We start from the raw sequence: 23,448 nt of genomic DNA on the forward strand, positions 1-23,448 counted from the left end.
CTATAGCAATTGGAACCTTAGAGCGCCTCGAGCCCAACCGGCACCTCCTCCCCTTGAGGTAGCCAGAAGGCCCGAAACTGCTCGGTTTTCATATCGAAAATTACATATGGAACCCGCCAGAAGGCCTGGGAGCGGTCGGTTTCGCTGGGCGCAGCCGGCCCGTTGGGATGCGCGTGCACAATAGCGACCAGCTCGAGGCCCATTTGCTCGATGCGGCGAACGGCCTCAACCAGGGACTGCGGATCGGCCTCGTAGCGTTCGCGGGGTCGTGGGTGAATGTTTTGCAGGGGCCAGAACTCCACCACCCGCCCGGCCCGGCCTACCCAGAGGCCCAGGCCTTCGTGGGGCAGGGCGGCCCGCAGATGGGCAAGGGTTTGCTTGAGGCAGGCCTTGGGCAGCCGCAGCATCATGGCTCGGAAGGAAGCAGCAACACCTCGCTCAAAAACTGATTGAGCGGCAGCAGTTCACGAAACACTTTTTCTACGATTGGGAGCAGTTCGCCCGAGGTGACCAACTCTTCGGCAATACCGTACGACACCGTAAAGCTCCGCTGCTTGAGGTCTTCGATGAGGGGATGATCGGCGCTGTAGCCCCTGGGCGGGCGGGTGAGCTTGCCTTCCCCGTCGAGCTCGTGCTGCCTGCGCAGCCGCAGCCAACGGGAATCCTGGCGGGCAATGGCGGCCCGAATGCGCCGCAGGTTCTCCGGCTCGGGCATCCAGATACCAGCGCCTATGAAGCAGTTGTCGGGCTCGAGGTGGATGTAAAAGCCCGGCATATGCACGTCCCGCCCCCGTTGGTGGCGAAACTGGGCTGCGGCGTGGGTCTTGTAGGGGGTTTTGTTGGCGCTGAAGCGGGTATCGCGCTGGATGCGAAAGAGGCTCCGGGGGCCTGCTACATAATCGGGGCTAATTTTCTCAAGGCGCGGAGCGAAATCGGCAATAAAGCGCAAAAACGGCTGCCGCACCAAGGCCTCGTAGCGGGGTTTGTTGGCCTGAAACCAGTCGCGCCGGTTGTTGAAACGCAGCTCAATCAGAAAATGGAAAAGCTCGGGGGAAAAATACGCTTGCTTTCTGGTAAGCACAGCCGCCATATCAGTCACAGTACCCAGGGTGGGGTCTGGCAATTGTTGGGGAAGCTCGAGTTGACGCTCTACGCACCACCAGCTAGACACTTACCCGTTTCCGGCTAAGAAGTTCGGCTTCGACAGGCAGATCCTTGGCCCTAGCGGATAGAACCGGGAACGGAGCATTGCTAGGAACCCCGTGCCTGACCTTTTGACGCCCCATCTTTGGGGTTCGTAGTTAGTTTAGCTGGGCCAGCGCGGCCTGGAGCTGCTCCGGGCTCATATAGCCCCGCACCTCCCCTACCAGCCTGCCTCTGGAGTCGTAGAAAAAGTTGGAGGGATAGCCGTTCACTCTGAGCGACCTGGAAACGGTACGTAGCGCATCCTGATAGATCACCGCGCTGGAAAAGCCCCGCATATCGTGGAACTGGCGCACCAGCTGGGCCGGCTCGCCGTCGTTGACAAAGGCGAATTGCACATCGGGCCGCTGGCGGGCCATCTCTTCGAACTCGGGGAGCTGCCGCTGGCAATAGGTACACCAGGTCGCCCAGACCGTGAGCACGGTAGGTTTGCCACTGCGCAAGACCGCGCTGCTACCGTCCAGGCGAACCAACTGGGCCTGGGGCAGATCGCCCGCCCGCTGCGGCGGAGCGGAAAATAGCGCCAGGGCCACCAATCCAACGGCGATCAGACCGACGATGCCCAGTTGCAGAGCCGGGGAAAGTTTTTTGGGGGCTGCTTCCATCGAATTCAAGTTTAGCAGGGCCTGCCCATTCGGGGTGTGCAGGGTCACAGTGCCCCGCAGATGAACTGCTTCAATCCGAAACCCCGCTGGGCCACTCCCAAACCGATGCTTCTCAAACGCTACCGGATTGAACCTTCGAGGGTTGTTTCGGGTGAGGCTTGTGAAGCCGGGCGTATACTGCCTTTGTGTCCGCTCATTCCTCCGCACCATCCAGTGACGGCTTAGCCCCCATTCCCGCACAGGTACGCAAGAACACCTGGTTGCTCGCCATCACCCAGGCCATTAACGGCGCGGGTATGCAGTTGGTACCCACCTTTGGGGCCATCCAGGTGGTGATGCTGCTGGGCAATGCCGCATTTGCAGGCTTAGCCACCAGTCTTTTATCACTGGCTAGGGTCATGACGGCCTTTTACGTTGGGCGCATGACCGACCGGCGTGGGAGAAAAGCGGGGCTGTATCTGGGTTTGTGGCTGGCTATGGTGGGGGCCTTGCTGATCGGTACCGCCACCCTGCTGGGGTCGTTTGCCTTGTTCTGCGCAGGTGCTCTGGTTTTTGGCAGCGGGGTGGGGGCGGTGCAGCAGATGCGGGTGGCGGCAGCCGACATGTACCCCCCCAGCCGCCGGGCCGAGGGGCTGAGCCTGGTGGCCATGGGTTCTTTGTTTGGGGCGGGCCTCTCGCCCCTATTGGTCTGGGTGGCCGAGCACCTGGGCCTGGCCCTGGGCATCAACGAGATCGCCCTGGCCTGGCTGCTGGTGCCCATGCTGATTCTGCCGAGCTTTTTGCTGGTGCGAAGCATCCAGCCCGACCCCAAGCAGATGGCCCTCGAGCTCGCCCGGTATTACCCGGCCTGGGCCTTGCAGGGTACAGCCTCGGCTTCGGAGCACCTCGAGCAAAAAGACCTGGCCCGCGTCCGGATGGCGGCCATTCTCACGGCGGTCACGGTGCAGGGGCAGATGGTCATGATGATGTCCATGACCGCGCTGGCCCTCAAGGCCCTGGATTGTAGCCTTTCGCAAATCTCTTTCTCAGTAGCCCTGCACGTAATGGGGATGTTCGCCTTTTCCTGGCCTATAGGCCGCCTGGCCGACCGGCTGGGCCGCAAGCCGGTGATTATGGCGGGGCTGGCGGTGGCGGGGCTGGGGGCCCTATTGGTGGGGCTGGGTGAGGGCTACTGGGTGATCACCGCCGGCACTTTTCTAGTGGGGCTGGGCTGGTCGGGGGCTTTTCTGAGCGCCAATACCATGCTCACCGACGTGACACCCCCCACCCGGCGCGGCCAGGCCATTGGGGTGCTCGACCTCTGGTCCAACGTCGCCGGCATGAGCCTGCCCATCCTGGGCGGGCTGATTGTGGAGGGGTTTGATCTTCACATGCTGGGCTTTTTTGGCGCGCTCTTGGTACTGTTTCCGCTTTACAATTTGCTTCAGGTGCGGGAGCAACAGCCCGGCGACTACCGCCCCTAACCCACGTTTGCAGCATGTCGTTGCCCAAGGCACTACTTCCCTACACAACCTACGCTGAATGGCTGCGCGACCTCGAGGGCTATGCGGGGCAGCTTGCCTTTGTGCGGCTGCTACCTGCCGCACCGCCGCAAAAAGTGCCCTACAACGGGGTTTTCTCGGGGGTACTGGCCGCGCTCGAGCTGCAACCCTTTAGCTTTCAGGCCGAGGCTTTTGCCACCATTGAGCAGGGCCGGCACCTGGTCATGGCCACCTCCACCGCCTCGGGGAAGAGCCTGGTTTTTCAGGCCCCGGTGCTCAAAGCGGTGCTCGAGGGCCAGACCGCGCTGCTGCTCTACCCCACCAAGGCCCTGGCCCACGACCAGTTGGGGCGGTTGCGCCGGATGGGCCAGGTGCTCGAGGTCGCCGACCGAATCTATGCCTACGACGGTGATACCCCCGACTCCCAGCGCAAAAAAGCCCGGGAGCAGGGGCGCGCCCTCCTCACCAACCCCGATATGCTGCACTTTGGCCTGCTGCCCCGTCACGGCGAGTGGGCGGAGTTTCTGGCCAGGCTGCGCTACATTGTGCTGGACGAGCTTCACGCCTACCGGGGGGTGTTTGGCACCCACACCGCCCTGATTCTGCAACGGCTTTTGCGGCTGGCCTGGCACTACGGGGCCAGGCCGCAGGTCATCGCGGCCAGCGCCACCATTGCCAACCCCGCCGAACACGCCCAGAGCCTGACTGGCCTCGAGTTCGTGCAAATCACCGCCAGCCCCCGGGGGGCCGAGCGCGAGTTTGGGGTCTGGGTGCCCAAGGCCCTGGACAGGGAAGGCAAAAACCGCCGCAGCCCCAACCTCGAGGCCGCCCTGCTGGCCCGCCACGCCGCCGAGCAGGGGCTGCGCACCCTGATCTTCACCAACGCCCGCCGCACCGCCGAGCTGGTCGCCCGCTACGCCGCCGACGATCGGGTGCGCCCCTACCGGGCCGGCTACACCGCAGCCGAGCGCAGAAAGCTGGAACAGGCCCTGCAGGAAGGCACGGTTCGGGTTTTGGTGAGCACCAGCGCGCTCGAGCTGGGGGTGGATATCGGGGGGCTGGATGTGGTGGTGCTGCTGGGCTATCCGGGCTCGGTGAGTTCGTTCTGGCAGCGGGCCGGTCGGGCCGGGCGCGGACGACAGCGTTCGCTGGTGCTCTGGATACCCCGCGAAGACCCCATGGACGCCTACTTCGAGCAGCACCCCGAGCTGCTCCTGACCAGCGCCCCGGAGTCGGCCATCGCCGACCCCGATAACCCCACACTCTTCCCGCTGCACGCCCACTGCGCCGCGCGGGAGCTGCCCATCGCCTTACCTGCGGAAACCAGGAACCAGCCCCTCGACCCCTTTTACAAGCCCTGGCACAACATCCAACCCCCCCTCATCGAAAAGCACCGGCGGCTTTTCTCCATCGTGCGCAACCCCCACCAGGCCCTGATCCTGCGCGGCTTTGGCAAAACCTTTAGCCTGCGCGACAACACCGGGAAACTGCTGGGCACCCTGGACGAACGCCAGGCCTACTGGGAGACCCATCCGGGCGCGGTCTATCTGCACCAGGGCGAGAGTTATCTGGTGCGCAACCTCGACCCCGAGCGGCGGGAAATTGTGCTGTTGCCGGGCCTCGAGGACTACTACACCCAGCCCCGGGCCGAGACCGAGATCGAGGTGTTGCAAGGTGAGGAAGTGCTTGAAGGGGTCTGGGTGGGGTCGGTGCTGCTGCGCGAGCGGGTGATTGGGTACGTCAAAAAGCGCTTCGTGAGTGAGGTGGTGCTGGAGGAAGTCCCGCTCCTGATGCCGGAGCTCACCTTCCAGACCGAGGCCGTCTGGTTCCACCCCTGCCTGGGCCTGGCGGTATTGCCAACAGCGGAGACCGGCAACCCGGTGGAGCCACGCTGGCCCGACCAGACCCCCCTCACCGAGGCCCTGGTGCCCTCGGCCATCCACGCCCTCGAGCACACCCTGATTGGCCTACTGCCCCTCTTCGTGCTGGCCGAACGGCAGGACATTGGAGGGGTCTCGTACCCCTTTTACCCCCGGCCCCTGCCCTCGGGCAGCGGCCCCACCATCTTCATCTACGACGGCTATCCGGGGGGGGTGGGGTATGTTCGCGCGGCGGCGCGGCAGTTTCCCCGCTGGATACGGGCCGCCCGCGACCTGCTACAGCACTGCCCATGCGAGGAGGGCTGTCCGCGTTGCATCCTCTCGCCCAAGTGCGGCAACGGCAACCAGTTTTTGCACAAACAAAGCGCGCTGTGGCTGGCGGAGGCCCTCAGCACGCGCTACCATATCGGGGAACCCAACTGACCTGGGCTTTGGCTGTCACAGAAAAACTGCCCTAACCCCCATTGACCCGGCCCTGCCCTGCCTAAACTAAATGCCTGTGGGTCTGCCTTCGCTCAACGACGTAATTGCGGCCATCGCCACACCGCCCGGTAAAGGTGCGGTGGGAATTGTGCGGGTCTCGGGCAACGGTGCGCTGGAGCTGGTCTCGAGGCTCTGGAAGGGCAAAAACCCCAGCAAACTGCCAGGTGGGCGCTTTACCTACGGAAAAATCTGCGACCCAGACACCCAGGAAGTGCTGGACGAGGCGCTCTTGCTGGTGTTTCGCAGGCCCCACTCCTACACCGGTCAGGACAGCGCCGAGCTACACACCCACGGCTCGCCGGCGGTGCTGCGCAGGGTGTTGCAAGTTTTGCTCGAGCAGGGGGCCCGCCCCGCCCAGCCCGGCGAGTTCACGCTGCGCGCCTACCTGAACGGGAAGATAGATCTGGCCCAGGCCGAGTCGGTGCTGAGCCTGATTGAGGCCGAGTCGGACGCGGCCCGGCGGCAGGCCCTGCGCGGCTTGAGCGCAGGTTTATCGCAAAAAATCAGTCGGCTTTCGGAGCAGCTCTTCGACCTGCTGGCCCATATTCAGGCCTGGCTCGACTACCCCGAGGAAGGGGTGGAGCCGGCTCAGATTCAGGCCGGCCTCGAGCCGGTTTTGCAGGAGATAACCCACCTGCTGGCTACCGCCCCCGCCGGGCGCATTGCCCAGAAAGGGGCCCGCATCGCCCTGGTAGGCGCGCCCAATGCGGGCAAGTCCAGCCTGCTCAACGCCCTGCTGGGCTACGAGCGGGCCATCGTCACCCCCATCCCCGGCACCACCCGCGACTACCTCGAGGCCCCCCTGGAGATTGCCGGGGTGCCCATCGTGGCGGTGGACACCGCCGGGGTTCGGGAAACCGACGACGTAATCGAGAAAAGCGGGGTGGAACGGGCCCTGGCCATTGCCCAGGAGGCCGACCTGGTGCTCTACCTGGCCGACCAGAGCCAGCCCCACCCCACCCCGCCCCCGCTGCCCTGGGAACGCACCCTGAAGGTGGCCACCAAAGCCGACCTGGCCCCGGCCTGGAGCGACGCGGCCTACCTGAGGGTCTCGAGCCAGACCGGTCTGGGCCTGCAGGAGCTGCGCCAGCAGATTCACCACCGGCTCCTGGGAGAAGCCCCCGAGGGGGAGCTTTGGATCAGCAACGAGCGCCACGTGGAGGCCCTGCGCCGCGCCCAGGCCCACCTCCAGGAAGCTCGGCAGGCCCCCGAAGACCTGGCCGCCCTCTCCATTGAGCAGGCTCTGGACGCACTGGCCGAAATACTGGGTAAAGACGTCTCGGAAGAGGTGATTGACCGGGTCTTCCGCAATTTTTGCGTAGGAAAGTAGCCCTCGAGCCAGCCCGGCGGGTGCCCGACACCCTTGTAGCGGAGGCCAGACCCACATAAACTTGCCGCCATGGAATCGCCTGCTGTCGTCTCGAAGCGCAGCGTGCAAACCTACCTGGTTGCGCTGGGGCTGATGGTTATGGGCCTGGCGCTGACGGCTTTGTGCGCTGCCGCCTGGATGCAGGGGGTGGAGCCGCGCTGGTCGGTGATTTTGTTTGGGCTGCTGGGGATCCACATGGTGCTGCTGGGGATTGACGAGGGCTGGTTGAGCGGGCTCGAGGTCACCCCCACCCACCTGCGCATTCGGAGTTTTGGCCGCTGGGAAGAGCATCCACTACCCCGCGTCGAAGCGGTGGATGGCCTGCGCGACCTGCTGGGTGGGGGGTTACAGCTCGTGCTCATCGCCGCCGAAGGCCAGGCCATCCGTGTACCGCTCCGGCGCTATGCTAACGCTGGCCCTTTAGCGCAGGCCCTGCTGGATGCACTCTGGCTCCACAACAAAGACCTGATCCTCATGCCCCGGCTTGCGCGGCGGCTGGGTCGGCCCCCTTTCGGGGTCTTCGCCACAAAGAAGCCCCGGCGCTGAGCCAAAAAAACGATTCGGGCCTGCATGAGTAGCCGGAATCGTCCCCTATTATTGAGGCATGGAGCTGGCATGGGTTGGAGCCGCCTATGGGTTGGGCTTGCTGGCAAGCCGTTTTGGACTTCCACCGCTGGTGGGCTACCTCGGGGCAGGCTTCACGCTGTGGGGCCTAGGTTACCAAAACAGCCCCCTTCTGGAGCAAATAGCCGACGTGGGCGTATTGCTGCTGCTGTTCACGGTCGGCTTGAAACTGCGTTTTGCCAGCCTGGTGCGCCTGGAGGTACTGGGCGTGGGGGGCCTTCATCTGGTGCTTTTTGGCCTGCTCTTAGGTCTTATTGGCCTCGCGCTGGGAATAAGCCCCAACGCCGCACTTTTTTTGGGGGTTGGACTGGCCTTCTCCAGTACGGTGCTGGCCGTGAAGCTGCTCGACGACCGCCGGGAGCTTTCCACCTTTCACGGGCGGGTAGCGGTTGGGATTCTGGTCTTACAAGACCTGGTCGCGGTGGGTCTGCTGGCCTACGCAGGGGTCAAAAACCCCACACCCTGGGCCCTGCTGCTGCTGGCTTTGCCCTTGCTGCGACCCTTGGTGGGCTGGATTCTGGAAAAAAGCGGTCACGACGAGTTGCTGTTGCTCTACGGCCTGGGCCTGGCCCTGGGGGGGGCCAGCCTAGCCCAAAACCTGGGGGTCTCCCCCGAACTGGGCGCTTTGCTGATAGGCGCGGCCCTGGCCGGGCATCCGCAAACCTCGGAGTTGTCGCGCACCCTGTGGGGCCTGAAAGAAGCCTTCCTGGTGGCTTTTTTCCTGCAAATTGGGCTGATGGGTCTGCCCTCCCCCTCAGCGCTCCCCTTGGCGCTGGTGTTTATACTCCTGCTCCCCCTCAAAGCCGCCCTTTTCTTTGTGTTGTTCATCCTCTTCGGCCTGCGGGCCCGCACCGCTTTCGTGACCAGCGTATCCCTGGGTAGCTACAGCGAGTTTGCCCTGATCACCAGCGTGGCCGCGGTGGAAGGAGGGCTGCTACCGGAGTCCTGGGGCCAGCTAGTAGGCCTGGTGGTGGCGGTCTCGCTGGCCCTGGCAGCTCCACTCAATCGTTCGGTGCACACCCTGTTTCAGCGCTACGAACGGTTCTTACTGCGCTTCGAGCGCAAAGGCTTGCACGCCGACGACGAGCCCACCAGCCTGGGCGGGGCCGAATGGCTGGTGGTGGGCATGGGCCGCACGGGTGGGGCGGCCTACAAGATGCTGGCCGGGCAGGGCTACCGGGTGCTGGGGCTCGATGCCGACGAGGGCAAGCTCGAGTTCCACCGGGCTAAAAAGCGCCAGGTGCGCTACGGTGATGCCGAAGACCCCGAGCTGTGGGAGCGTCTAGATCTGACAGGGCTCAGAGGCGTGCTGCTAACCCTACCCGACCTCGAGGCCAAGCTTCGGGCAGCCCGTGGCCTCAAGCAACGAGGTTTTTCAGGTGTGATTGCCGCAACCAGCTATCACCGCGAGGAGGATCCGCTCCTGCAAGAAGCCGGCGCAACCCTCATCTCGCGCCCCTTTGCCGAGGCTGGGGAACGGCTGGCCGAGCGGGCTTTGGGCATCAACCTTGTTGAGGAAGTCGAAGATCCCAAGTCGGCCGAAACTGCACCGAGCTAACGCTAGACCTCGGGGCGCTCAGCTACCGTCCAGGCCTTCTTTCCTATGCCGGAAACCCTCCTCACCACAAAGCCGGAAGCAGCCAGCGCGCGGCGAAAGCCCCCCGCCACCGAGTAAGTAGCCAGTCGCGCACCCTTGCTAGTAGCCAGAAACAGCTTTTTTAGGACGTGGGGCTGCCAGGGCTCGGGGTTTACCTTAGGGCTAAACGGATCGAAGTAGATCGCGGTGGCCCATTCAGCGGGGAAAAAAGCCTGTGTAGCATCTTCAAAGCGAACCTCGAGCCGCCCCCAAGCGCCCTCCAGGCACAAAGGCCTATGGGGCTCTGCCGGCCAGTCCCCGAGCACACCGGCCCAAATCTTCTGGGCCAAAGCCGAAAGCGGCAGCTCTACCGAGTTCAATACCTCCCTCGAGACCGGAAAAGCCTCGTAGCTTAGGTATTCTAGATACACCCCGTGCTGCAGGCAGCTCTCCAGCGTCGCCCTAAAGTTAACCCCGAGTCCAAAACCCACCTCGAGCACCCTGGGAGATGGGTGCAGGTGGGTCTGGGTCAGCTTCAGGTACAGCTCATTGGCCTGCATCCAGGCCCCATAGCGGGAACTGTAGGCTTCACCAAATGCTGGGTGTAGCAGCGTAGGCGAGCCGTCTGCGGTGGGCAGGGGCTCGAAGGATTCAGCTTTCAATTTGCACCTTCTGGGCTTCCTGTTGCATCAGGTTCCACAGGGCCTCGACATGGCTACGTTCGGTGCTTTCGGCCCCAATCGAAACCCGCGCCATCCAGCGCCCTTTGAGCTGGGCTGGGGTCAGGAAAGCCCGGCCCGACTGGTTAGTACGGGTCACCCAGTCCTGGGTATGCCGGTCGAGCTGCTCGGGCGTAAGGTGGCCTGGGTTATAGCGCACGCAGACCGTCTGGAGCGGCACCGGGGCCAGCAGCTCCCAGCCGGGAGTCTGGCGAACCTGGGCCTCGAGCCAGCGGGCGTTGGCAATGTCGCGCCGAAGACGGGCCTGCAGACCCTCCACGCCCTGATCGCGCAGGGTGAACCAGATCTTGAGAGCCCGAAAGCGGCGCCCCAAGGGAATCCCCCAGTCTTTGTAGTTCTTTACCTGACCATCCGCCGCCGAATGGAGGTAGGAGGGGTTGGTGGACATGGCCCGGATCAGGTGCTCAGGCTCCCGCACGTAGTAAAGCGAGCAGTCGAAAGCCACCCCCAGCCACTTGTGGGGGTTGATCACAATTGAATCGGCGTGCTCGATGCCATCCCACAGGCCCCGGCATTCCGGCAGGATCATGGCTGCTCCGGCCATGGCCGCGTCCACGTGCAGCCAGAGGCCATACCGCTGGCAAAGTTCGGCAATTGGGCGCACGGGATCAATAGCAGTGGTATTGGTTGTTCCTACCGCCGCCACTACTGCACAGGGCTTGCGCCCCTCGGCCAGGTCGCGCTGTATGGCGGCCTCGAGCGCGTCCAGGCGCATGGCGTGATCTTGATCGGTCTCAATAAGGCGCAGGTTCTCGCGCCCAAAACCAGCCAGTAAAACTGCCTTGGGCACCGAGCTGTGGGCCTGGTCGGAGACGTACACGGTAAGAGGCCTGGCCTCGGCTTGCAGCCCACCTCGATCCTGGGACTGGCCGGTCGCCCACTCCCGGGCGGTGAGCAGCGCCACCAGAGTACCGGTGGAAGCGGTGTCCTGAATAACCCCCTGGAAATAGTCGGGCAGGCCGAACATCTGGCGCAGCCAGTCGGTCATGACCTCCTCTACTTCGGTCAGCGCCGGGCTGGCCTGCCAGGTGATACCGGTCTGCCCCAGCCCGGTTGCTACCAGGTCGGCCAGTACCGAAGAAAGTGGGGCATTGGAGGGAAACCAGGCGAAAAAATTGGGGCTTTGCCAGTGGGTCAGGCCAGGGAAAAGGGCCTTGAGGTCTTCCTGTACTCCCTCGAACCCCATAGCCTGTGCGGGCGGAGTGGGGGGAAACAGGGCTTTGATGGCCCCAGGCTGAACCCGCGACATCACCGGCTGGGCCTCGAGGCCAGCGCGGTATTCTGCGATAAAGTCGATGAGCTGGTAACCCAAGCGTCTAAACTCTTCCGGCGACATATACCAAAGACTACTTCCAGCACAGTATGTGGTAAAGCCATCCAATCGGCCTTTTGCGGCCCGAGTCTGGCGTCGAATAGCGCTTGGCTTGGGCAAGATAAAGCCTGGCTCAATGCCAACCCCAAGATTTCTTTAGGCACTGCTCAAAAACTGGTTGGTGTGGCCATCTAGCCTGTAAACATGGTGTTTTACCGGCTGCTCATCCTGTTATTTCTTGCTTTGCTAGCCCCATCGTCGCTGGCCCAGCCCGCCATGGTCGAGGTCATTGTAGAACTCGATGAGCCACATTTGCCCAAAGGGAAAGCTCGTGCCGAGCTCACCCGGTTGCTCAAAGCCCATCTAGGACAGATGCAGGGCCGCCTAAAGGTGAGGGCCGAAAGAGGCTTCTGGGCCAGTCAGAGCTTTCTGGTGCGCCTGCCCGAGTCGCAGGTAGGGCGTCTGGCTCAGATTCCTGGCGTAAAGCGGGTCTACCCAAACCGTACGGTGCGCGTGAATCAGCCCGTGGCCTCGGCCTATTCCATCCCGGTCAATAGCGGCAGCAATTGGGCCTTGCAGCACATCGGCGCACCCGGCCTGTGGGCGACCGGGCTACGTGGCCAGGGCATCCGCATCGGACACCTGGACACCGGGGTAGATGCATCCCACCCCGATCTGCGCGGGAAAATAGTGGCTTTTGCAGAAATCAGTCCCGAGGGCACACCCCATCCCACCAACCCCTACGACTCCTCGCTACATGGAACCCACACCGCCGGTCTGCTGGTGGCAAATAACCTGGGTGTGGCTCCGGATGCGCGCCTGGTTTCGGCGCTGGTTCTGCCGGGCGGTTATGGCACGCTGGCCCAGGTGCTGGGCGGCCTGGACTGGGTACTCGAGCAGAACGTACAGATCGTTTCTATGTCGCTGGGCCTCGAGGGGAACTGGAGCGAGTTTGTACCGGTCGTCGAGCGCATGAAGCAAATGGGTATATTGCCGGTCTTTGCCGTTGGCAATTCCGGCGGGACGCCAGCCTCTCCTGGCAGTATGCCCGGTGTGCTGGGCGTGGGCGCGTCGAACCCTTCTAATCAGGTGGCAGGCTTCAGCAGCCGTGGCGAGGTACGCTGGGGCGCCCCTTACAACACCGTGGTGAGCAAGCCCGACCTGGTTGCTCCGGGGGTAGATGTGCTCTCCACCATCCCCGGTGGGCGGTACATGGCCATGAGTGGAACCTCGGTCAGCACAGCGATTGTTGCCGGTAGCGCGGCCTTGTTGATGTCCGGGGGCTTCTCAGCCGAGCAAGTACGGCAGGCCCTGCTCAACTCGACGCTGGCGCTATCCGCTGTTGGTGGTGGAAAGGGCGTTATTCGGCTGGGCGAAGCACTGGCTATGCTGAAGCTCACGCCGCCTAGCAGTCCTCAGGCTGGTCAGCCCGCTCAATCTGCATCACCCGCACAAAAAGCTGCTTTGCTGGTAGTCGAAGTCTCCAACGCAGATGCGGTCAAAAAGGCCCTGGATGGTTTGGGGTTTAACAGCGCAGTGGTGCAGGCCAGCCCCGACAAGCGGCCACAGGCTGGGACAATTTCGGAATACCCGCTGGTGGTCTGGGTTTTGCCGCCCGACTGGAGCAACCATTGGCCGGAAGTCCAGCGCAAAATGCTGCGGGCCTACGTGGAGCAAGGGGGCCGATTGATGCTTATAGCCAGCAACCCCGGTCAGCGCCCACTGGCTGAGTCCAGCACCTTTGGCAGGGGCAAGGCCAGCTTTGTTAGTGGTGATCTCGATATCATTGGCCTCGAGCAACGCACCCAGGTATTGCAGGCAGCTATCCAGCAGCTTCTGCGCTGAGGCTTATGATTCTGCAATGGATTACTCCCCTATCGCGCAGTTTTACCAGCTACAGTACGAACACTACACCGACGACCTCGAGTTCTACACCCGCCTGGCCCGCGACTACGGCGGCCCGGTGCTGGAGCTGGGGGCCGGTACCGGGCGGGTAGCCCGCGCCATTGCACGGCTGGGCGTGGAGGTGTGGGCCCTGGAACCCGCCCGGGAGATGCGGAAGCTGGGGGCCAGGCACACCCAAGGTTTGGGCGTGAAGTGGCTGGCGGGCGATATGCGTTCCCTCGAGCTGGAGCGGCAGTTCCCCCTCGTTATCGCGCCTTTCAACGCCCTCATGCACCTCTATACCCTGGACGAGCAAGACCGGGCACTCGAGGGTGTCCGGGCGCACCTGGAAAAGGGCGGACGCTTCGCCTTCGACCTCTACAACCCAGCCCACATCGGGCCGCAGGGGGTTCTACAACACGAGGGCAGCTATGGCCGCACCGATGTTTTCCTGTTTCAGGAGCACCATACCAGCGTCCAGGCCCTGCTAACCCATTACCTGGTGGATACCGTAACGCCTCGCGGCAGCCTTCGTCGCGAGCGCCACACCCTGACCCAGCGCTACTACACCCGCTATGAGCTCGAACGCTGGCTTCGGGCTTTTGGGTTCGATTACCGGTTGTTTGGCGGCTTCCACAAAGAACCCCTAACCCCCGATAGTCCGGTTTTCGTGTTCGAGGCATGGAAAAAGTGAGATATGTGCTTTATTTCACGATACACTGTTCGTGAATACTTTCTTTGGTGGAGCGCACTGGGCTTTTAACCGCTCGAGCGTTAGCATACGGGCATGAAAATTGAAGCCGCCGAGCTCCGCCTTATCTCCCTACCGCTCAAGTTTCGCTTCGAGACTTCCTTTGGGGTGCAGACCCAGCGCCACATCATCGTGCTCACCCTGTATGGCGAGGGCCTCGAGGGTTATGCCGAGACCGTGATGGAGTTCACCCCCCACTACCGGGAGGAGACCATCCCGGGGGCCTGGGCGCTTTTGGAGGAGCTTCTGATCCCCAAGGTGCTGGGCAAAGACTTTGCCAACCCCGAGCAGCTCTGGGGCGAGATTGCCGGCTTCAGGGGCAACAAGATGACCAAGGCCGCCCTCGAGATGGCCTTCTGGGATCTGTGGTGCAAAAGCCTGGGGCAGCCCCTCTGGAAGGTGCTGGGCGGGGTGCGCACGGAGATTCCGGTGGGCATCAGCCTGGGCATCGAGCCCAGCCTCGAGGCCACCCTCGAGAAGGTGGGCAAGGGGCTGGCCGATGGCTACAGGCGCATCAAGCTCAAAATCAAGCCCGGCTGGGACGTCAAGCTGGCCCTGGCGGTGCGCGAGGCCTACCCCGAGGCCAACCTCACCGTGGACGCCAACTCGGCCTACAGCCTCAACGACATCGCCACCTTTAAGGCCCTGGATGCCGCCCGGCTCGACTACATCGAACAGCCCCTGGCCTTCGACGATATCCTCGACCACGCCAAGCTACAGGCAGCCATCTCCACCTCCATCTGCCTGGACGAGTCCATCACCTCGCCCGAGGACGCCCGCAAAGCCCTGGAGATTGGGGCCGGGCGGGTGATCAACCTCAAGCCGGGGCGGGTGGGGGGCATTCTGGCCAGCCGCAAAATTCACGACATCACCCAGAGCTACGGCCTGCCGGTCTGGATGGGCGGGATGCTGGAGGCCGGCATTGGCCGGGCCGCCAACATCCACGTAGCCACCCTGCCCATGTTTATCAAGCCCGGCGATACCAGCAGCGCCAGCCGCTACTGGCAGGAGGACATCATCGAAGAGCTGCTCGAGGCCACCAGCGGTCTGATGCCCGTACCGCAGGGGCCCGGCCTGGGTGTGACCCTCAAGCGCGACCTGATTCAGAACCTGACCGAGAAATCGGCGTATCTATCGGCCAACCGTTCGTAGTGGGTATGAAGATCGTCATCCGTGAACTGCACGAACCCGAGGAAATCATGCAAATTCCCCGGCTCGAGCAGGCCATCTGGAACGACCCCAACGACACCATCCGCAGCGGCACCCTGATGGCCCTGGTGCATGAGGGGGCCTTGCTGGCGGGGGCCTATCTCCAGGAGCCCAACGCCCCCGAACGGCTGGTGGGCTTTATCTTCGGCTTTCCCACCGACCGCCCCACCGACCACCACTCGCACATGGCCGGGGTGTTGCCGGAGTTCCAGGGCAGCCAGATTGGGCTGCTGCTAAAGCGGTACCAGCGCGACTGGGCCCTCAGCAAGGGCTACGAGCGGGTGGTCTGGACCTTCGACCCGCTCCGGGGCCTCAACGCCCATTTCAACCTGCGCAAACTGGGGGCCACCTTCCATCGCTACATCCCCAACTGCTATGGCCCTATGGGCGGCATCAACGCCGGGGCCCCCTCCGACCGGGCCTATGCGGTGTGGGAGTTGCGCGCCCCCAGGGTGTTTCAGCGGATCTATGCCCCCGCGCCCATCCCGGAGGTAGCGGGCCTTCCACTCGCCAACCGCCTCGAGCAGCAGGTGCCCGTGGAGGTTCATCGGGGCCTGAGTGACCCAAGAATCCTGGTGCAGATCCCCGAAGACTGGGGCCATATTTTGCAGACCGACCCCGCGCTGGCCCAGGCGTGGCGGATGCACAGCCGTGAAGTTTTCGGGCATTACTTTGCCCAGGGCTACCGCGCCGTAGACTTTGTGCGCAGCCCCAACCGCTACCTGCTGGAGCGGGTGGAGGGCCAATGACCCAAGGCGACGAAAAGACCCTGCAGAAGCCCGCCGGGCGCTTTACTGGGAGGCAACCCTGACCCTTAAACCGGAAATCTGGACAGCCGATGTGGTGTATGTGGGTTTTGGCACCCCCATGCTCGAGGGGGGCCTGGTGGTGGTGGGCGGCCACGTGACCGCTGTAGGCCCCCTAGCAGAGTTGCAGCAGAGCTATCCCGATGCGCCGCTTGTGCACAAAGGCAAAGCCCTCACACCCCCGGTGGTCAATGCCCACACCCACCTGGACTTATCCACGGTTCCCTACTTTCGCGGGGCCTACCCCAACTTCATCCAGCACGTGATTGAGCATGGCCCCTGGCGCACCGTGGAGGCGGCTGCACGGGGCCTGGATGAGCTTCGGGCGCTGGGGGTGGGTGGCTTTGGGGATATCGCCTACAAGCCGGAGGTTGTGGAGTGGCTGGTGGCGCATAGCTCCCTGCCGGGGGTGGTGTATCTGGAGGTGATCAACCGCAACCCCGATCAGGCCGACCCGCTGGCGAGCAAGATAGCCGCCCAGTTGTCGAGCTGGCGCGAGCGAAACAGCCTGATCCGGGTAGGCATCTCACCCCACACGCCCTACAACGTGAGCGCTGGCCTGCTCAAGAAGCTGGTCGAGATCGCCAGGCTCGAGGGCTTTCCTATGCAGATGCACGTGGCCGAGAGCCCTGAGGAAACGGTTTTGCTGACGCAGGGCAGTGGGGCGCTACAGGAAATCCCCTTGCGGTATGGCTTTCCGGCCTACCAGGAGGTTCCCGGCCTGACCCCTGTGCGCCACCTGGCCGAACTGGGGGTGCTGGGGCCGCACCTGACGATTGTGCACGGCGTGCAGGTGGACGAGGAAGAGGTGCAGATGCTGGCCCAATCGGGCACCCGCATCGTCGCCTGTCCGCGCAGCAACCAGGGGCTGGCGTGCGGCCAGATGCCCTGGGAACTGTATCTGAAGCACCGCCTCGAGCCCGCCCTGGGCACCGACTCGCGCGCCAGCAGCCCCGACTTGGACGTGCGCAACGAGGCCCTTTTCCTGTGGAACCGGATAGACCCCAGGGTGCTGGTGCGGGCCGCCACCCGCAACGGCTACCGGGTGCTGGGGCTCGAGCCGCCCCGCATCACCCGCGGAACGCCCGTTTCACAGGTACAATCCTGGTAGTGGCCCCGCCGGCCATACCGCCCAACGCGCAGTGCACTATGCAGATTGGTTCGCTCATCCTATACAGCGCCTTCGTCGGAGCACTCACCGGTGTATTCGCCGCTGGGTTCGTGTCCCTGCTAAAGCTCTTCGAACAATACTTGATGGGCGAAACCCTGGGCTACCTGCCGCCCGGCCTGCCCGGCGAGGGCGGGTTGTCGCAGGTTTTTCGCGGGCCGAGCTACTGGTGGCTGGCCTTGCTGCTGCCACTCTTGTTCGCGGCCTCGAGCTACCTGGGCTCGGGCCGGGGGCTGGGCTGGCTGCTGGCCGCATACCGCGCGGGCCAGCCGGTGCGGGCCAGCGAGTATTTTCGGGGCATCATCGGCTCCCTGGTGCAGCTTGGGGCGGGTTCTCCGCTGGGCCGCGAGGGGCCCATGGCCGCCCTGGGCCTGTGGGTAGGAGGCGCCCTGGGGCGACGCATCCCCCTGGGGGAGTCGAGCCGGTTTCTGCCATTCGCCGGGATGGCCGCCGGCTTTGCCTCGGCCTTTCACGCGCCCATGGCCGGTGCGCTTTTAGCCAGCGAGATCGTCTACCGGGGGCTGGCCCTCGAGGTCGGTGCGCTGGCCCCTGCTTTGATTGGGGCCCTGGCCGGTTTTACCGTTTATGGCCTTTTTCACGGGTACGGGCCGCTGCTCGAGCTACCCCCAGGGCCGCTGGAATGGCCGCAGCTTATCTTTGGGCTGGCCATTGGACTGGTGTGCGCTGGGGTAGGTACGCTCTGGCTCGAGGCCGAGCGGTTCTTACAGCGATGGTCGCGCCGGCTGACCTTTGGGTTTCGACACGCGCTATTTGGCCTGGTGCTGGCCGGGGTCTTGCTGCTGATGCCTGAGGCCATCGGCAATGGGCTGCCCTGGGTGCAGCTTGGCACCTCCCCCATCCTCACCCTGCCCTTTTTGGGCGGGCTCTTCCTGGTGCAGTTGGCCCTGCTAATCCTGGGCGGCGGGGTGCGGGCCTACGGCGGGCAACTCACCCCGGCCCTAACCCTGGGCGGCCTGAGCGGGCTGATTCTGGCCCAGCTTTTGGGTGAGGTGTGGCCTTCCATCGCCCCCTCGCCCCAGAGCGCTGCCCTGGTGGGCATGGCCTCGTTGCTGGCCGGTATCGCCCGTGCTCCCTTTGCGGCCGTGGTGCTGGCAGGCGAAATTGGCGGGTATAGCCTGCTGCCCCTCACCCTGATTGGGGCCTTTGCGGCCTACACCTTCACCAGCCCGCGCGGCAGCTTTGAGGTTGGGGAGATCAACCCAGATAAGAATGGGCCAGAGGAGCCTCCGACTGAAACCGCTCTGCAAACTTCGCGCCTGCCTCAGCCCCCAGCCTCGAGCGATTCGCCCTGAAGGCCTCGAGGCTGTACTCCCACTTATAAAAATCGCGGTAGAAGCTGAAGACCTTTTCGGCCACCGCCTGCCCTTCCTCGCCCACGTCCACATACACCGCCGGACGGGGAATATCGCCGCGGTGGTAGTGCAAGAGCCGCACCGACTGGCGGTGGGCCTCCCCCACCAGCTTGGGAATCCGGCAGAACTTGAGCGCCGAGAGCGTGGCCCAGTAGGAAGCCCGGTGATCGGGGTGTACATCATGGGGGTTCCAGGTGATTACCACATCCGGCTTCCAGGACGCCACCACCTGGGCGATGGCCAGGGCTTCGTCGCGTCCACCGGTGAGACTCGAGTCGGCGAAGTCCAGGAACTGCGCCTCGGCTCCAATCATCTGGGCCACGGTGTGCCCGTGTTCTTCTCGGATGCGGGCCACTTCGTCCGGGGGCATCTCGCCAAACTGGCTGGCCAGTTCGCCCCTGGTGAGCCAGAGAATTTTGGCGGCGTCACCCCGCAGCACATGCTTGGCCAAAGTACCGGAAACCCCTATTTCGTCGTCTGGATGTGGAAAGACAGCGAGTAAGCGCACGCCTTTGAGTATACGCCACCCAGCTTGACGCTCTATTTGCTGCCCTGTACACTCAACCTTGCCTGCATGGGCAGGCCAAAACTGGAGTGGTGCCCGAGTGGTTGAAGGGGCACGCCTGGAGAGCGTGTATACGGGTTCTCCGTATCGAGGGTTCGAATCCCTCCCACTCCGCCAAGAAGTCACCCGCAACCGGGTGGCTTTTTTTATCCAAAGCTCTCATACCGCTTCCGCTTGAATCCTTCACTGTGGGGCGTAGTCAAAGGTGAAGGATTCAAGCCGACCGAAGGGAGTAGAAAAGCATTTCGGCAGTATCGTTTAGGCTTTCAAAAATGAACGATACTGACGAAATGCGTATCAATGGCCTGGGCCAGGGCCTCTATGTCCTCCAGGGTGTTGTAGACCTGGGCCGAGATGCGCACCCATAAGCGGCCGCCCAGGCAGAGGATGGGGGCTTCGATGCGGTGCTGGTACAGCAGAGCGTACTGCAGGCGCACGGCGTCTTCGCGGGTGCTGCCCAGCGAGGCCGGCAGGGGCAGGGTCGCCATACAGCCCAGCATGGCCCTGGGCGCTGGCAGTTCAAATCCCCAGCGCGCGGTCAGCCAGACTGCGGCCTGCCAGGCCAGGTGGTGGTTATAGGCCTGCATGGCGTCTGGGCCCCAGGCTTGCATGAGCTCCAGCGCCGCCGGCGCGGCCAGAAAGGGGGTGGGGTCTTTGGTGCCCACCCAGTCGAACTCCTGCACAAAACCCTGCCCCAGGCCCCAGGAGATCACCGGTGGGTGCAGGCTTTGCTGCCGCTCGGGGGCCGCCCACAAAAAACCGCAGCCTTTGGGGGCCAGGGCCCACTTGTGCAGGTTGCCGGTGTAGTAGTCCACCCCCAGGCGGGGGATATCTAAGGGAATGGCCCCTGGGGCGTGGGCCCCATCTACCAGCACCGGCACCCCCGCCGCCCGGCAGCAGGCGGCCATCTCGGCCAGGGGCAGCACCAGCGCGGTCTCAGAGGTGATGTGGTCGAGGATCGCCAGGCGGGTGCGGGGGGAGAGGGCCTGGGCCAGCCGGTTCACGTAGTCCGCCGGACTGGACACCGGAAAGGGCAACTGTACCATCACCAGCCTGGCTCCAGCGGCCTGGGCTACAAAGCCCGCCGCATTCACCACCGCTCCGTAGGCCAGATTGGTAATAAGAATTTCGTCACCAGGCTGCAAATCCAGTGAGCGCAAGACAGCATTGACCCCGGTGGTGGCATTGTCCACAAAAACCAGATCCTGCCCTTCGGCCCCCATAAACCGGGCCACCGCCTGGGCCGCCTCCCGCAGCCGGGGCAGGGCGCGGTCGGAAGGGCCCGAGAGGGCCGAAAGCTCCCGCAGTAAAAAGCGGGCCGGCTGCTGCTCCATTTCCTCACGCAGGGCCTGCTGTGCGGCCAGCACCTGCTTTGGGGTGGCGCCAACCGTCCCGTGGTTCAGGTAGATGATGGTGGGGTCGAGGAGCCAGTGGGCGCGCATGGCCCGGCCAAAGGGGCCCGGCTCGAGCGCTTTGGTGTCCTGGTCAAAATCCATCTCGGGCTCCGCTATCCACACGCCGGGATACCGCGCGCTGTTCAGGGATCCAGGGCCAGCTCCTCGTAGGGCAGGCCCAGGTAGCCTGCCAGCACCTCCACCACCAGCTCGTGGTCTTCGCGCTGGGGCAGCCCCGAGACCGTGATGGCCCCAATGCACCCCACCCCCTGCACGAAGATGGGGAAACTCCCTCCGTGGGCCGCGTAGTCCTGGAGGTTCAGACCCCGCGCCTCCAGGCTGCTCTCCTTTTGCTTGAGCATCAGGCCCACCGCATAGGAGCTGCGGTGAAAACGCTGCACCACGTTGCGCTTGCGCCGGATCCAGTCGGCGTTGTCGGGGGTGGCGCCGGGCATTGCGTAGAAGAAGAGCGCCTGCCCAAACAGGCTAATATCCATGGAAATGGCGCTGTGCAGGCCCTCGGCAGCCTCTTTGAGCCGGGCGCCCAGCTCCCAGGCCACGGCGGCATCGAAGCGCTCAAAGCGCAGGCGGGCCTCCTGCTCGGCAATCACCTTCAGGTCTTGTTCGGTGTTCATGTCTCACCCCCTAAAGCAATCTCGCGGCGCTCGAGCGCGCTCTTCTGGGCGGCCTCGAGCAGCTCCATCAGCCGCACCGCCTGCTCGGGTGGCACCGGGTTGGGCCCCTTGCCCTGGATGGCATCCCGCACCCCCTCGTAAAAGCGCCGGTAGTCGCCCGGCGCCACCACAACGGGCTCGGGGGCCTGTTCGGGCCGGTGCAGCCAGGCTTCGCATGGGTCTGGATTCCAGTTGGGCTCCCCCGGACGCAAGCCCACCCGCAGGGCTTTTTCCTGGGTATCCAGGCCAAAGTGCACCAGGCTGGCCTGGGTTCCATGCACCACAAAGCGCGGGCTGCCCCCCGGCACCAGGGCGCTGGCATGCAGCACCACCCGGAGCCGGGGATAGCGCAGCAGCACGTGAAAGTAATCGTCGGCCTGGGCGCCGTACCGCTGCATCCCGATATCGGCGTAGAGGGCCTGAGGCCAGCCAAAAAGCAGCAGGGCCTGGTCGGCCAGGTGGGGGCCCAGGTCGTACCAGAGGCCGCTGCCAGGGCCGGGCTGCTCGCGCCAGCGGTTCTGCACCACCGGGCGGTAGCGGTCGAAGTGCGACTCGAAGTAGATTACCTCCCCCAGGGTGCCGGCCTCCACAATTTTTTGCAGGGTCATGAAGTCGCCGTCCCAGCGCCGGTTCTGGAAGACCGCGAGCACCCGCCCCTGGGCCTGGGCCAGCGCCTGGAGCGCCCGGGCTTCGTGGGCAAAAAGCGTGAAGGGTTTGTCCACCACCACGTGTTTGCCGGCCTCCAGGGCCCGCCGGGCCAGCTCGTAGTGGGTGGGGTTGGGGGTGGCGATCACCACCAGGTCAATCTGGGGGCTCTCGATCACCTCCTCGAAGGTGGTGCTCACCCAGACCTCAGGCCAGTCTGAGTGCACCTTCTGGGGCTGGCTGCTCTGGATGGTCACCAGGTGCAGGCCCGGCACCGCCTGAATAACGGGGGCGTGAAAGACTTTTCCGGCCATGCCATAGCCGATCAGTGCAACGTGAATGGGTAGGGTCACAAGGCCTCCTGGAATGCAAGGCTACCAATAGTCTAGGGTTTTTGCAGCGCTTCCAGCACCTGACGGGCGACCTGGCGGCCCTGCTCGAGCCCGCCGCTGCCATCCACAAACCAGTGAATCCCGGCGATGACCCTCGAGTACGAGGCTTCCCTGGCCAGGGCCTCCCAGGTCGGGGCCTCCTCGGGGAAGAAGTGCGTCAGTACCGTTGCCGCCGCCCCGCTCATGACCGAGTGGCCCGAGGGGTAGGAAGGGTGCTTGGGGGTGCGCAGGTAGGGCTGCCAGCGCCGGTCGAAGCTCCGTACCCACTGCTCGGGCCGGGCTACGTAGTAGGTGAACTTATCGCGCCAGCAAGCGATGTTGGCGTTGTGCATGGCGATATTGAGCACGGCCAGTATCGCAACGGCTTGTGTGGCCTCGAGCCGGCGCTGGCGCAGAATCTCCAGGGCCGCCTCCTGCCAGAGGCCCGCCGGGGTGACGGTGCCAGGGTCACCGGCCCACTTATCGGCAATCTGCCGCCCAGCCTCGTCTAGTTTGGCCTGCTCCTCCCAGAACAGAGCCCGCTCACGGGCGAACGCGGGCGAGTCCCAGGCCGGGGGCGGCGGGGCTTTGGCCAGGGCCTCGGGGGCCACCCCAATGGGCCGCACCCCACCCCAGCCCGGCTCCACCGCAGGCCGGCCCAGGGGCAGCACCCAGACCCCAGGGGCCGGGGCCGGGTAGGTTGGGATAATCTGGCGGGCGGCCCCATCCTGGCGGCCCCAGGCCACCACCTGCAACCCCACCTGGCGGCCCAGGGCCTGGCTGATCTTGAGGTTGGGTTCCGGCCAGCCCTGGGCCTGGGCCTGGCGGTAGATGGCCTGGGCGGTCTGGCGCACGGCATCCTTGAGGTTGGGAAAGGTGGGGTGCAGGTAGAGCATCACCTCCTGGGCGGCATAAGCCGCCAGCACGTTGGCCTCGACAGGCCGACCCTGGGTTAGGTAAAGCGCATCGTGGATGGCTACGGTGAGCAAGGCCAGCGCCCGGGCGGTGCGCAGGGGGGAGAACATCTGGGTCTGGATGCCCAGAAGCTCGAGGCGCTGCAGCTCGTCCAAAGTCTCCCAGCTCAGTGAATTCGCCGGCTGGCCCTCCACCGGCTTGAGTTGCTCCAGCAGCCCGCGCAGGGCCGGGGTAGGGGTCGCAATCCAGGCCCTGGACTGGCCCAGGCCCCAGCAGCCCACCAGCACCAGTACCCAAAGCAGTATGCGCATACTTTCAGTCTATCGCTGCGTGCACAAATTTATCGAGGAGGCGCAGGCCCAATCGCGCCGGACTGCGAAGCGGTCTGGCTTCTTTTCTGCAAAAGCACTCTATACTGCA

At 64.2% G+C, this 23,448-nt stretch carries 21 protein-coding genes and 1 tRNA gene; 12 read left to right on the forward strand and 10 right to left on the reverse strand.

Features of this window, described 5'->3' with window-relative positions; translation table 11 throughout:
• Positions 1-17 precede the first annotated feature (17 nt).
• The 3 genes from Q0X18_RS06645 to Q0X18_RS06655 all read right to left on the reverse strand — a co-directional run bounded on the left by Q0X18_RS06645 (position 18) and on the right by Q0X18_RS06655 (position 1,808).
• On the reverse strand, positions 18-410 hold the full coding sequence (locus tag Q0X18_RS06645) for a M67 family metallopeptidase (RefSeq protein ID WP_297560075.1): 393 nt from the start codon (positions 408-410) through the stop codon (positions 18-20).
• Positions 407-1,090: a DUF2461 domain-containing protein gene (locus Q0X18_RS06650; RefSeq protein ID WP_297560077.1), complete on the reverse strand. Its 684-nt coding sequence runs from the start codon at positions 1,088-1,090 to the stop codon at positions 407-409. Before Q0X18_RS06650 ends, Q0X18_RS06645 begins: the two co-directional genes overlap by 4 nt.
• 211 nt (positions 1,091-1,301) lie before the next feature.
• Entirely contained in the window at positions 1,302-1,808 is a 507-nt protein-coding gene (locus Q0X18_RS06655) for a TlpA disulfide reductase family protein (RefSeq protein ID WP_297560080.1), read from the reverse strand.
• Between the two features lie 185 nt (positions 1,809-1,993).
• On the opposite strand from Q0X18_RS06655, the gene Q0X18_RS06660 reads away from it, so the two are divergent.
• The 5 genes from Q0X18_RS06660 (at position 1,994) to Q0X18_RS06680 (ending at position 9,203) form a co-directional block, all read left to right on the forward strand.
• Complete coding sequence (locus Q0X18_RS06660) at positions 1,994-3,271, forward strand: MFS transporter (RefSeq protein WP_297560082.1); 1,278 nt, start codon at positions 1,994-1,996, stop codon at positions 3,269-3,271.
• 14 nt (positions 3,272-3,285) lie between these two features.
• Positions 3,286-5,592: a DEAD/DEAH box helicase gene (locus Q0X18_RS06665; RefSeq protein ID WP_297560084.1), complete on the forward strand. Its 2,307-nt coding sequence runs from the start codon at positions 3,286-3,288 to the stop codon at positions 5,590-5,592.
• 76 nt (positions 5,593-5,668) lie between these two features.
• Positions 5,669-6,982, forward strand: a complete 1,314-nt coding sequence (mnmE, locus tag Q0X18_RS06670) for a tRNA uridine-5-carboxymethylaminomethyl(34) synthesis GTPase MnmE (protein ID WP_297560087.1) — start codon at positions 5,669-5,671, stop codon at positions 6,980-6,982.
• Between the two features lie 69 nt (positions 6,983-7,051).
• Positions 7,052-7,567, forward strand: coding sequence for an amino acid ABC transporter permease (locus tag Q0X18_RS06675; protein WP_297560089.1), 516 nt, complete (start codon positions 7,052-7,054; stop codon positions 7,565-7,567).
• A 58-nt stretch (positions 7,568-7,625) separates the two neighbouring features.
• Positions 7,626-9,203: a cation:proton antiporter family protein gene (locus tag Q0X18_RS06680; RefSeq protein WP_297560092.1), complete on the forward strand. Its 1,578-nt coding sequence runs from the start codon at positions 7,626-7,628 to the stop codon at positions 9,201-9,203.
• Positions 9,204-9,205: 2 nt separating this feature from the next.
• Here the strand turns inward: Q0X18_RS06680 and mnmD are convergent, their stop codons facing one another.
• Both mnmD and Q0X18_RS06690 read right to left on the reverse strand, forming a co-directional pair.
• Positions 9,206-9,883 carry a tRNA (5-methylaminomethyl-2-thiouridine)(34)-methyltransferase MnmD gene (gene mnmD / locus Q0X18_RS06685; protein ID WP_297560096.1) on the reverse strand — a complete coding sequence of 226 codons (678 nt, stop codon included), beginning with the start codon at positions 9,881-9,883 and terminating at the stop codon, positions 9,206-9,208.
• Positions 9,873-11,297 carry a pyridoxal-dependent decarboxylase gene (locus Q0X18_RS06690; protein WP_297560099.1) on the reverse strand — a complete coding sequence of 475 codons (1,425 nt, stop codon included), beginning with the start codon at positions 11,295-11,297 and terminating at the stop codon, positions 9,873-9,875. The genes mnmD and Q0X18_RS06690 overlap by 11 nt, the downstream gene beginning before the upstream one ends.
• 180 nt (positions 11,298-11,477) lie before the next feature.
• On the opposite strand from Q0X18_RS06690, the gene Q0X18_RS06695 reads away from it, so the two are divergent.
• The 6 genes from Q0X18_RS06695 (at position 11,478) to Q0X18_RS06720 (ending at position 18,404) form a co-directional block, all read left to right on the forward strand.
• Positions 11,478-13,118, forward strand: coding sequence for a S8 family serine peptidase (locus Q0X18_RS06695; RefSeq protein ID WP_297560102.1), 1,641 nt, complete (start codon positions 11,478-11,480; stop codon positions 13,116-13,118).
• Between the two features lie 16 nt (positions 13,119-13,134).
• A complete protein-coding gene (locus Q0X18_RS06700) occupies positions 13,135-13,851 on the forward strand; it encodes a bifunctional 2-polyprenyl-6-hydroxyphenol methylase/3-demethylubiquinol 3-O-methyltransferase UbiG (RefSeq protein ID WP_297560105.1) in 717 nt (238 codons plus the stop codon).
• A 93-nt stretch (positions 13,852-13,944) separates the two neighbouring features.
• Positions 13,945-15,060 (forward strand): o-succinylbenzoate synthase, encoded by a 1,116-nt coding sequence (menC, locus tag Q0X18_RS06705; RefSeq protein WP_297560107.1) that lies wholly within the window; start codon positions 13,945-13,947, stop codon positions 15,058-15,060.
• Between the two features lie 5 nt (positions 15,061-15,065).
• Positions 15,066-15,866, forward strand: coding sequence for a GNAT family N-acetyltransferase (locus tag Q0X18_RS06710; RefSeq protein WP_297560110.1), 801 nt, complete (start codon positions 15,066-15,068; stop codon positions 15,864-15,866).
• 118 nt (positions 15,867-15,984) lie between these two features.
• Complete coding sequence (locus Q0X18_RS06715) at positions 15,985-17,034, forward strand: amidohydrolase family protein (RefSeq protein WP_297563031.1); 1,050 nt, start codon at positions 15,985-15,987, stop codon at positions 17,032-17,034.
• A 38-nt stretch (positions 17,035-17,072) separates the two neighbouring features.
• Positions 17,073-18,404 carry a chloride channel protein gene (locus tag Q0X18_RS06720; RefSeq protein ID WP_374707525.1) on the forward strand — a complete coding sequence of 444 codons (1,332 nt, stop codon included), beginning with the start codon at positions 17,073-17,075 and terminating at the stop codon, positions 18,402-18,404.
• Here Q0X18_RS06720 and Q0X18_RS06725 read toward each other — a convergent pair.
• On the reverse strand, positions 18,307-18,972 hold the full coding sequence (locus Q0X18_RS06725) for a PIG-L deacetylase family protein (protein WP_297560115.1): 666 nt from the start codon (positions 18,970-18,972) through the stop codon (positions 18,307-18,309). The genes Q0X18_RS06720 and Q0X18_RS06725 overlap by 98 nt on opposite strands.
• Before the next feature lie 83 nt (positions 18,973-19,055).
• On the opposite strand from Q0X18_RS06725, the gene Q0X18_RS06730 reads away from it, so the two are divergent.
• Positions 19,056-19,146, forward strand: a tRNA-Ser gene (locus tag Q0X18_RS06730).
• Positions 19,147-19,295: 149 nt separating this feature from the next.
• Here the strand turns inward: Q0X18_RS06730 and Q0X18_RS06735 are convergent.
• Genes Q0X18_RS06735 through Q0X18_RS06750 form a run of 4 tightly spaced genes read right to left on the reverse strand, consistent with a single transcriptional unit; the run spans position 19,296 to position 23,339 of the window.
• A complete protein-coding gene (locus tag Q0X18_RS06735) occupies positions 19,296-20,525 on the reverse strand; it encodes an aminotransferase class V-fold PLP-dependent enzyme (protein ID WP_297560117.1) in 1,230 nt (409 codons plus the stop codon).
• Between the two features lie 41 nt (positions 20,526-20,566).
• Positions 20,567-21,058: a heme-degrading domain-containing protein gene (locus Q0X18_RS06740; RefSeq protein WP_297560120.1), complete on the reverse strand. Its 492-nt coding sequence runs from the start codon at positions 21,056-21,058 to the stop codon at positions 20,567-20,569.
• Positions 21,055-22,095 (reverse strand): oxidoreductase, encoded by a 1,041-nt coding sequence (locus tag Q0X18_RS06745; RefSeq protein WP_297560123.1) that lies wholly within the window; start codon positions 22,093-22,095, stop codon positions 21,055-21,057. Before Q0X18_RS06745 ends, Q0X18_RS06740 begins: the two co-directional genes overlap by 4 nt.
• A gap of 32 nt (positions 22,096-22,127) precedes the next feature.
• Entirely contained in the window at positions 22,128-23,339 is a 1,212-nt protein-coding gene (locus Q0X18_RS06750; protein WP_297560125.1) for a vanadium-dependent haloperoxidase, read from the reverse strand.
• Positions 23,340-23,448 lie beyond the last annotated feature (109 nt).

The sequence above is a fragment of the Meiothermus sp. genome, assembly GCF_026004075.1.
Lineage (GTDB): Bacteria > Deinococcota > Deinococci > Deinococcales > Thermaceae > Meiothermus.

Bases quoted from the DNA above. Each gene is read 5' to 3' on its own strand.
- Q0X18_RS06645 (WP_297560075.1), bottom strand. From the start codon at position 410: ATGATGCTGCGGCTGCCCAAGGCCTGCCTCAAGCAAACCCTTGCCCAT.
- Q0X18_RS06650 (WP_297560077.1), bottom strand. From the start codon at position 1,090: ATGGCGGCTGTGCTTACCAGAAAGCAAGCGTATTTTTCCCCCGAGCTT.
- Q0X18_RS06655 (WP_297560080.1), bottom strand. From the start codon at position 1,808: ATGGAAGCAGCCCCCAAAAAACTTTCCCCGGCTCTGCAACTGGGCATC.
- Q0X18_RS06665 (WP_297560084.1), top strand. From the start codon at position 3,286: ATGTCGTTGCCCAAGGCACTACTTCCCTACACAACCTACGCTGAATGG.
- Q0X18_RS06675 (WP_297560089.1), top strand. From the start codon at position 7,052: ATGGAATCGCCTGCTGTCGTCTCGAAGCGCAGCGTGCAAACCTACCTG.
- Q0X18_RS06680 (WP_297560092.1), top strand. From the start codon at position 7,626: ATGGAGCTGGCATGGGTTGGAGCCGCCTATGGGTTGGGCTTGCTGGCA.
- Q0X18_RS06690 (WP_297560099.1), bottom strand. From the start codon at position 11,297: ATGTCGCCGGAAGAGTTTAGACGCTTGGGTTACCAGCTCATCGACTTT.
- Q0X18_RS06695 (WP_297560102.1), top strand. From the start codon at position 11,478: ATGGTGTTTTACCGGCTGCTCATCCTGTTATTTCTTGCTTTGCTAGCC.
- Q0X18_RS06700 (WP_297560105.1), top strand. From the start codon at position 13,135: ATGGATTACTCCCCTATCGCGCAGTTTTACCAGCTACAGTACGAACAC.
- menC (WP_297560107.1), top strand. From the start codon at position 13,945: ATGAAAATTGAAGCCGCCGAGCTCCGCCTTATCTCCCTACCGCTCAAG.
- Q0X18_RS06710 (WP_297560110.1), top strand. From the start codon at position 15,066: ATGAAGATCGTCATCCGTGAACTGCACGAACCCGAGGAAATCATGCAA.
- Q0X18_RS06715 (WP_297563031.1), top strand. From the start codon at position 15,985: ATGCTCGAGGGGGGCCTGGTGGTGGTGGGCGGCCACGTGACCGCTGTA.
- Q0X18_RS06720 (WP_374707525.1), top strand. From the start codon at position 17,073: ATGCAGATTGGTTCGCTCATCCTATACAGCGCCTTCGTCGGAGCACTC.
- Q0X18_RS06735 (WP_297560117.1), bottom strand. From the start codon at position 20,525: ATGGATTTTGACCAGGACACCAAAGCGCTCGAGCCGGGCCCCTTTGGC.
- Q0X18_RS06740 (WP_297560120.1), bottom strand. From the start codon at position 21,058: ATGAACACCGAACAAGACCTGAAGGTGATTGCCGAGCAGGAGGCCCGC.
- Q0X18_RS06750 (WP_297560125.1), bottom strand. From the start codon at position 23,339: ATGCGCATACTGCTTTGGGTACTGGTGCTGGTGGGCTGCTGGGGCCTG.